Origin of the sequence: Nonomuraea antri, from assembly GCF_013283785.1 — a bacterium.
Lineage (GTDB): Bacteria > Actinomycetota > Actinomycetes > Streptosporangiales > Streptosporangiaceae > Nonomuraea > Nonomuraea antri.
Map to the genome: position 1 here is coordinate 58,465 of NZ_JABCPZ010000032.1, position 8,513 is coordinate 66,977.

The window sequence follows — 8,513 nt, forward strand, 5'->3', positions numbered from 1 at the left end:
CCCGGGGCAGGACGCGGCCCCCAGGCAGGGTGCCACCGGGGGCGGGACTTGCCCGGTGTGCGAGGCTCCCGTGCTGGCCGGCGACACCTACTGCGAGGCCTGCGGGCACACGCTGGGCGCGCCCGCCTGCGCCTCCTGCGGGGCGGCCGCGGTCGACGCGGAGGGCTACTGCGAGCGTTGCGGCGTGCGCCAGCCCACCGGCAGGGACCACGCCGAGATCGTGCTCGACGACGGCTCGGCGGCCGCGGTGACCGACCGGGGCCTGCGCCGCAGCCGCAACGAGGACGCGATGGCCCTGCTGGCCGGCGCCGCGACCGTGACCGTGGTCTGCGACGGCGTGGGCAGCTCGCCGCGCGCCGACGAGGCCTCGGCCGTGGCGGTGGAGACGGCCGCGGCGGCGCTGGTCAGGGGACGGTCGTCGCGTGAGGCGTTCGAGCTGGCCGCCAGGGCGGTGGCCAAGCTGGCGGCCTCCGAGCACGACGCCCCCGCCTGCACCTACGTCTCTGCGGTGGTCGAGCCCGGCCGGGTCGAGCTGGCCTGGGCCGGCGACTCGCGAGCGTACTGGATCGGCGAGAGCGAGGGCGAGGGCGGCGGCGGGCCCGTGTTGCTGACGTCCGACGACGCGGAGCCGACCGGGGAGATCACCGCCTGGCTCGGCGCGGACGCCGGCGAGGTCGAGCCGCACGTCCGCGTCCTCGTCCCGAGCGCGCCCGGCACGCTGCTGGTCTGCAGCGACGGCCTGTGGCGCTACCTGGACGGCTACTCCGTCCCCGGCTCGGGCTCCCCCATCGAACTGGCCCGCGAGCTGCTGCGGCACGCGCTGGACTCGGGCGGCCAAGACAACGTGACCATCGTCCTGATCCCGGTAGGAGACCAGAATGGGTGACCAGCCCACGTTCGCGCTGCACATCGATCAGAACAAGTACCTGTCCATGGACGCCCGCGAGGTGCACGCCATCCTCACGATCAGCTCGTCGGGCGGCGTCGTCACCGAGAACCTCGTCACCGAGGCCGCCGAGGTGATCATCGTCGACACGTCGGGCTCCATGAGCGGCGGCAAGATCCGCGAGGCCAGGCAGGCCGCCGCCACCGCCGTGCGGACGCTGCGCGACGGCGTGCACTTCGCGGTCATCGCGGGCACGGAGACCGCGAAGATGGTCTATCCGGGCGGCGGGCACCTGATCAGGGCCACGCCCGCGACCCGCGAGGAGGCGCAGCGGGCCATCGCCAGGCTCACCGCGCACGGCGGCACCGCCGTCGGCGAGTGGCTGAAGCTGGCCGGACACCTGCTGAGCGGGCATCCCGACGCGATCAGGCACGCGCTGATGATGACCGACGGGCAGAACAACGAGCGGGCCGAGCTGTTCGACTCCGTGTTGCGGGCGTGGAGCGGCAAGTTCGTCTGCGACGCGCTCGGCGTCGGCGACGACTGGGTGCCCGCCGAACTGCGCAAGGTGGCCGAGGCCATGCTCGGCTCGTTCGACTTCGTCAGGAACCAGGCGGATCTGTCGGAGTTCTTCCGCCGGTTGACCCAGGCGTCGATGAGCAAGACGGTGGCCGAGCTGCTGCTGCGGATCTGGACGCCGCAGACGGCCAAGCTCAAGTTCGTCAAGCAGGTCTCGCCGACGCTGCTCGACCTGACCGGCAAGCGGGCCGACGTCAACCCGCTGACCGGCGACTACCCGACCGGCTCGTGGGGCGCCGAGGAGCGCGAGTACCACCTGTGCGTGGAGGTGCCGCAGGGCCGGATCGGCCAGGAGATCAGGGCGGGCTGGGTCAAGCTGGTGCGCCCGGACACGCACGAGGTGGTGGCCAGCGGCAACGTGCTGGCCCAGTGGACCGACGACCTGGCGCAGTCCACGCAGATCAACAGGAAGGTGGCGCACTACACCGGCCAGGCCGAGCTGCACGACCTCATCCAGGACGGGCTCAGCGCCCGCGCCGCCGGCGACGTCGACACCGCCACCGCGCGGCTGGCCAAGGCCAGGGAGCTGGCCGCGTCGTCCGGCCGTGAGGACACCGCCAGGCTGCTGGAGAAGGTCGTCGAGGTCGATCCGGCGACCGGCACGGCCCGGCTGCGCAGGAACGTGGACAAGGCCGACGAGATCGAGCTCGACACGGGCTCGGTGCGTACCAGCCGGCTGCGTAAGAACGGAGAGGGGAGCTGATGGCGACCTGTCCACAGGGGCACGCGTCCGGCGCCGACGACTACTGCGACGTGTGCGGCACGCAGATGGGCGCGGCGCCTGCGGCCGCGGCGCCCGAGCCGGTCGAGTCGTGCCCCATCTGCCAGACGCCCAGGGCCGGGCAGTTCTGCGAGGTGTGCGGCCACGACTACACCGGCACGGCCAGGCCGGCGCCGCCGGTCACCGGGGCGCACTGGGAGGCGGTCACCGCGGCCGACCGGACGTACTACGAGAAGGTGATCGCCGAGGGCGGTCCCGACGCCGCGAGCATGGCGTTCCCGCCGTACTGTCCCGAGAGGTCCTTCGCGCTGGCCGGTGAGCAGGTGCGCATCGGCCGGCGCAGCAGGGCGCGCAACGTGACGCCCGAGATCGACCTGACCGGGCCGCCGGAGGATCCCGGTGTCTCCCATCTGCACGCCGTGCTGCTGGCCCAGCCGGACGGCTCGTGGACGCTGGTCGACCCGGGCTCGTCCAACGGCACGCAGGTGAACGGCCGGCCGGTGACCGTGAACGTGCCCGTCCCTGTGGGTCCCGGCGACCGGATCCACCTGGGCGCGTGGACGGTGATCACGATCAGGGAGGGCGCGCCGTGACCATGGTGCGGGCCAGGGCGGCGCTCCCGGCGCCCGCGGGGCCGAGCGTGCCGGGCCGGATCCGGCTCATCTCCGGCATCACCGTGGCCTCGCTCGCGCTGCTGTTCGCCGCGCTCGCGGTGGGCAGCGCGAGCGCGCGCGACGGGCTGCGCGTCATCGGACGCGACGCGGGCCCCCAGGTCGTCGCCACCGCCGGGCTCTACCTGGCGCTGAGCGACATGGATGCCCAGGTGGCCAACGCGCTGCTGATGGGCAGGGACCACGCCGGCGCCCGCGTCGAGGCGCAGCGGCTGTACGAGCGGCGGCGCGCGGAGGCCAACCAGGCGCTGTTGAAGGCGTTCGAGCTGGCCGGCGACGACCCGGCCGAGCGGCGCACCATCCAGTCGCTGCTCGACCAGCTCGGCCGCTACGAGCGCCTGGTCGGGCAGGCGCTGCTGCTGGACGAGCGGTCCAGGCACGCCGCGGGCCCGCCGCCGGAGGAGGTGGTGACGGTCTACCGGCAGGCCACCGACCTGATGCGGCTGGTGCTGCTGCCGCAGGCGTACAACCTGACGCTGGAGAGCGGCACGATCGTGCGCCGCACCTACGACGACAAGAACGTCTGGATCCCGCTGGTGCGGGCCGCGGTGGTGGTGGCCGGGCTGCTGGCGCTGGTCTGTCTCGTCTGGCTGCAGGTCTTCCTGGCCACCCGGTTCCGCCGGGTGTTCGGCCCGGCGCTGCTCGCCGCCACGCTGGCCACCGGGATCGCGATGCTGACCGGCGCGAACGTGCTCGGCCACGACCTGGAGTCGCTGCGCACGGCCAAGCGTGACGGGTTCGACGCGGTGTTGTCGCTGGCCAAGGCGCGGGCGATCAGCAACAGCATGCAGGGCGACCAGAGCCGCTTCCTGCTCGACAAGGAGCGGGCGGACACCTACGAGCACACGTTCCTGGACAAGTCACAGGCGGTCGTCTACTTCTACACCGACAACCTGAGCAGCTATCACGAGCGGGTCAGCAGCTCCAGCCGCTTCCTCGGCCTGCTCGGCCCGGTGCTGGTCGGCGACACCGGCCACCAGGTGCTCGAGAACTACCGCGCCTACCAGGCGCAGGACGCCAGGATGCGGGCGCTGGCCACGGCCGGCGACACCGCCAAGGCGGTCGACAACCGGCTCGACGACCTGCGCGCGGCCTTCGACGCCTACGACCGGTCGCTGCAGAAGCTGGCCGCCGAGCACCAGACGCGCTTCGAGCGCGCGATCGACAGCGGCGAGAGCGCGCTGAACAACCTGTGGCGGCTGCTCCCCTTCGCCATCGGCGGCATCGGGCTGCTGGTGGTGGCCGGGGTGTGGCCCAGGCTCAAGGAGTACCGATGAGACGGGCGGCGGCGGTGGTGACGGCCCTGCTCACGCTGCTGACCACGGTCGTGGCCTGCGGGACGGACGGCGACGAATCGGTCCTGGACAAGGACGGGCTGGTCATCGCCGTCCGCGCCGACCTGCCCTCGATCGGCTTCCGCAAGCCCGACGGCACGTTCGAGGGCTACGACGTGGACGTGGCCGACTACATCGCGCGCAAGCTCGGCAAGACGTACGCGTTCCTGCCGGTGCTGGCCGGCGAGCGGGAGCAGGTGCTGGTGTCGAAGCGGGCCGACCTGGTGCTGGCCACCTACACCATCAGCCAGGACCGCAAGCAGGCGGTGCTGTTCGCCGGGCCGTACCACCTGTCCTACCAGGACATCCTGATCAGGCCGGGCGACGCGGCGGAGATCAGGAACGTGCGCGACCTCAAGGGCCGCAGGATCTGCGAGGTCAGGGGGGCCAACGCGGCCCAGCGGGTGGTGGAGGAACGCAAGGTGGCGGCCCGGCGGGTGATGTTCGACGACTACGCGGCCTGCCTGGCGGCGCTGAAGAACGACCAGGTGGACGCGGTCACCACCAACGACATCATCCTGGCCGGCCTGGCCGAGCGCGACGGCACCGGGCTGCGCCTGGTCAACGCCCAGTTCAACGAGCAGCGGACGGGCGTGGGCATGCAGCGCGGCGACGTGGCCGGCTGCGAGGCGGTGAACCGCGCGATCACCGCCATGTACCAGGACGGGACGGCCGCCGAGCTGCTGGACAAGTGGTTCGGCAGGTCGGGGCTGAAGCTGGAGACGATCGCCGTCCCGCAGTTCGAGGGCTGCTCCTGACCCGGCCGCGAACGGCGACACGGCGGGCCCGGACCGATGAGTGGTCCGGGCCCGCCGTGATGAGGATCTGACGATGGATCAGTCCAGGTAGTCGCGCAGCATCTGCGCCCGCGTCGGGTGGCGGAGCTTGGCCAGGGTCTTCGACTCGATCTGCCTGATGCGTTCCCGTGTCACGCCGAACTCCCTGCCCACCTCCTCCAGCGTGCGCGGATGGCCGTCGGCCAGGCCGAAGCGGAGCTGGATGATGCGCTGCTCGCGATCCGACAGCGTGGCCAGGATGTCGTCGAGCTGGTCCTGCAGCATGATGAAGGCCGCGGCCTCCATCGGCACGACCGCGTCGGCGTCCTCGATGAAGTCGCCTAGATCGGAGTCCTCCTCACCGATCGGCGACTGCAGCGAGACGGGCTCCTGGGCGATGCGCTGGATCTCCACCACGCGATCGACCGGGAGATCCATCTCCTTGGCGATCTCCTCGGGAATCGGCTCGCGGCCGAGGTCCTGGTGGAGCTGACGTTGCACGCGGACGAGCTTGTTGATCGTCTCCACCATGTGCACCGGGATGCGGATCGTGCGGGCCTGATCGGCGATCGCCCGGGTGATCGCCTGCCTGATCCACCAGGTGGCGTACGTGGAGAACTTGTAACCCTTGGTGTAGTCGAACTTCTCCACCGCCCGGATGAGCCCGAGGTTGCCTTCCTGGATGAGATCGAGGAAGAGCATTCCGCGGCCCACGTACCGCTTGGCGATCGACACCACGAGCCGGAGATTGGCCTCGATGAGGCGCTGTTTGGCCCGGGTGCCCTGCCAGACGAGCTCCCTGAACTCCGGGAAGGCCAGACGCGAGACCCCGTTGGCCAGTTTGTCCTCGGCGAACAAGCCGGCTTCGATCGACTTGGCGAGCTCCACCTCCTCTTCGGCGGTCAGCAGTGGCACGCGGCCGATCTCCCGCAGATAAATACGGACGAGATCGCTGGTCGGCGCCCGCTTGCCTACGTCTTCCTCATCGGCGCGGGTGGATTCCTCGTCGCCCTGGGGCTCGAGGACCTCCACGCCGTTCTCGGCGAGCATCCGCACGACGCGTTCCAGCGCGTCGGACGGCAGCTCGGATCGGTCAAGCGCGGCGGCGACGTCATCGACGGTTACGCTTCCGCGCTCCCTTCCCTTCGCGACGAGGTCCGCCACCTGATCTACCGATGGCGGTCCGCTTGGCAGCACCGATGCACCCACGGGTGACAGTCTGCAGTATTGGTTCCATCAAATGGCAGACCCATTTTTGGGACCCAAGGTAAGACCATCGTCCTTACCGAATTGAGATCGCTTATAGGTTTAGCGCGAGTTTGATCAGGAAAGTAAAGTCAATTACGCGATCAGGTTTCCGCGCCCGGCAACACCCCCCTGCCGGACGCATCCCTTTCGCTGCCCGCACGGTGGCTGACCATCCTTTTTGTCGGATTCTTTGAAACCTGGTCAACCACTCGGATATGCCAGAGAACCGCAGCCGAACCGTTATCTGGCAGCGGCGGAACAGCCCCGGCCGGAGCTAAAGTCGATCATTACGGAGATCGTCGGCTAGTCGGTGGTGGCGCTCTCGCGCAGCGTCTTTCGCTGCCGCTCCAGCCCCAGCAACTCGCCGAACAGCCGCCGGTGCAGATCGGGCTCCTCCACCGGGTTGAGCCGTTCCAGCCGCGACTTGACCTGAGCGATCGCCCGCTGCACGGCCAGGCCCTCGACCCGGGCCATCAGCTCGATGCCGTAGCGCTGCTCGGTCTCGACGTCGGCGTGGATCGGCTCCACCGCGAACCGGGTGACCAGGCCCCGCGTCGCGTCGTCGTGGGCGTGTTCGAGCAGCCGGTCGACCCACTCGCGCCCGCCGTGCGCGGCCGAGGCCGCGCCGCCGGCCGCCACGACCACCTGGTGCAGTGCGACGTGCTCGGGCGTGGTGAACGCCTGCGGGTCGAGCGCGTCGAAGCGCGGGCCGAGCAGCGCGGGCCGCTGCACGGCCAGCTTGAGCAGCTCGCCCTCGACCCGGACGTTCGGGTCGACCGGCGCCGGCCTGGCCTCGCGGCGCGGCCGCCCCTGCTGGACGTTGGCCGCCGCGGCGATGCGCTGCACCACGAACTGCTCGTCCATGAGGCCCAGCCAGCGGTCGAGGTCGATGGCGTAACGCTTGCGCAGGCCGCCGTCCTTGATCCCGGCCACGATGGGCGCCGCCGCGTCGAGCGCCGCCAGCTTGCCCTCGTTGCTGCGCAGGTCGTAGCGGTGGATCGTGCTGCGGATGGCGAACTGGAACAGCGGCTCCCTGCTCGCGATCAGGTCGCGCACGGCCGCGTCGCCCTGCTTGATGCGCAGGTCGCACGGGTCGAGCCCGTCGCTCTGCACGGCCACGTAGGTCTGCGTGACGAACTTCTGCTCGTCGGCGAACGCGCGCAGCGCGGCCTTCTGCCCGGCCGCGTCGCCGTCGAAGGTGAAGATCACCTCGCCGCTGAACTCGGCCTGGTCGAGCAGGAACCTGCGCAGGATCTTGATGTGCTCCTCGCCGAACGAGGTGCCGCAGGTGGCCACCGCCGTGGGCACGCCGGCCAGATGGCAGGCCATCACGTCGGTGTAACCCTCGACGATCACCGCCTGGGAGCGCTTGGAGATCTCCCGCTTGGCCAGGTCGATGCCGTAGAGGACCTGGCTCTTCTTGTACAGCGGAGAATCGGGGGTGTTCAGGTATTTGGGGCCGTCGTCGGCGTCGTTGAGCTTGCGCGCGCCGAACCCGATCACGTCGCCGGTGGCGTCTCTGATCGGCCAGATCAGCCGGCCGCGGAAGCGGTCGATGGGGCCGCGCCTGCCCTCCTTGGCCAGCCCGCCCTTGACCAGCTCGTCGGCGGTGAACCCGCGGCCCATGAGGTGGCGCGACAGCGCCTCCCACTCGTTCGGCGCGTATCCGACGCCGAACAGCTCGGCGTCGGCCCGCTCGAAGCCGCGCTCGGACAGGAACTTCCGGCCCGCCGCCGCCTCGGGGACGAGCAGCTTCTCCGCGTAGAACGCCGCGGCAGCCCGGTGCGCCTCGATCAGCCTGGCGCGCTCGCCGTGGTCGCGGCGCGGCACGTAGCCGCCCTGTTCGTACTGCAGGTGGATGCCGGCCCTGGCGGCCAGGCGCTCGACCGCCTCGCTGAACGACAGGTGCTCGATCTTCTCGACGAACGTGATCACGTCGCCGCCCTCGGAGCAGCCGAAGCAGAAGTACATCCCGCGCTCTGGCGTGACGTTGAACGACGGGCTCTTCTCGTCGTGGAACGGGCACAGCCCCTTGAGGTTGCCACCTCCGGCGCCGCGCAACTGGATGTGCTCGCCGATCACATCGGCGATCGGTGATCGCTCACGCACGAGTGCAATATCGACATCACGGATCCGCCCAGCCACGCGCAGAGTCTATTCCGCCCCACCGACGGTTCCGTCCGGCAGGCGTGATCCCGCGGCCCGTTCACACCCCGGCGTTCACACAACGGCCCGGTGCCCGTCCCCGGGCGGTGGGTGTGGGAGGAGGACAGGGCGGGGAGGCGTGCAGGGAAGGCG

At 70.7% G+C, this 8,513-nt stretch carries 7 protein-coding genes; 5 read left to right on the forward strand and 2 right to left on the reverse strand.

Going from position 1 to position 8,513, the window contains the following annotated elements:
• Positions 1-55: 55 nt before the first annotated feature.
• From HII36_RS13635 to HII36_RS13655, 5 genes are read left to right on the forward strand one after another with little or no spacing between them, the layout of a single operon-like run.
• Complete coding sequence (locus tag HII36_RS13635; RefSeq protein WP_173523513.1) at positions 56-886, forward strand: protein phosphatase 2C domain-containing protein; 831 nt, start codon at positions 56-58, stop codon at positions 884-886.
• Entirely contained in the window at positions 879-2,168 is a 1,290-nt protein-coding gene (locus HII36_RS13640) for a vWA domain-containing protein (RefSeq protein WP_173523514.1), read from the forward strand. The genes HII36_RS13635 and HII36_RS13640 overlap by 8 nt, the downstream gene beginning before the upstream one ends.
• Positions 2,168-2,779 carry an FHA domain-containing protein gene (locus tag HII36_RS13645; protein ID WP_173523515.1) on the forward strand — a complete coding sequence of 204 codons (612 nt, stop codon included), beginning with the start codon at positions 2,168-2,170 and terminating at the stop codon, positions 2,777-2,779. Before HII36_RS13640 ends, HII36_RS13645 begins: the two co-directional genes overlap by 1 nt.
• A 2-nt stretch (positions 2,780-2,781) precedes the next feature.
• On the forward strand, positions 2,782-4,134 hold the full coding sequence (locus HII36_RS13650) for a hypothetical protein (RefSeq protein WP_407940786.1): 1,353 nt from the start codon (positions 2,782-2,784) through the stop codon (positions 4,132-4,134).
• Complete coding sequence (locus HII36_RS13655) at positions 4,131-4,949, forward strand: transporter substrate-binding domain-containing protein (protein ID WP_173523517.1); 819 nt, start codon at positions 4,131-4,133, stop codon at positions 4,947-4,949. The genes HII36_RS13650 and HII36_RS13655 overlap by 4 nt, the downstream gene beginning before the upstream one ends.
• A gap of 78 nt (positions 4,950-5,027) precedes the next feature.
• Here the strand turns inward: HII36_RS13655 and rpoD are convergent, their stop codons facing one another.
• Entirely contained in the window at positions 5,028-6,131 is a 1,104-nt protein-coding gene (gene rpoD / locus HII36_RS13660; RefSeq protein WP_241563834.1) for an RNA polymerase sigma factor RpoD, read from the reverse strand.
• A gap of 387 nt (positions 6,132-6,518) precedes the next feature.
• A complete protein-coding gene (gene dnaG, locus HII36_RS13665) occupies positions 6,519-8,360 on the reverse strand; it encodes a DNA primase (RefSeq protein ID WP_173523518.1) in 1,842 nt (613 codons plus the stop codon).
• Positions 8,361-8,513 lie beyond the last annotated feature (153 nt).

Bases quoted from the DNA above. Each gene is read 5' to 3' on its own strand.
- HII36_RS13640 (WP_173523514.1), top strand. From the start codon at position 879: ATGGGTGACCAGCCCACGTTCGCGCTGCACATCGATCAGAACAAGTAC.
- HII36_RS13655 (WP_173523517.1), top strand. From the start codon at position 4,131: ATGAGACGGGCGGCGGCGGTGGTGACGGCCCTGCTCACGCTGCTGACC.
- HII36_RS13650 (WP_407940786.1), top strand. From the start codon at position 2,782: ATGGTGCGGGCCAGGGCGGCGCTCCCGGCGCCCGCGGGGCCGAGCGTG.
- HII36_RS13645 (WP_173523515.1), top strand. From the start codon at position 2,168: ATGGCGACCTGTCCACAGGGGCACGCGTCCGGCGCCGACGACTACTGC.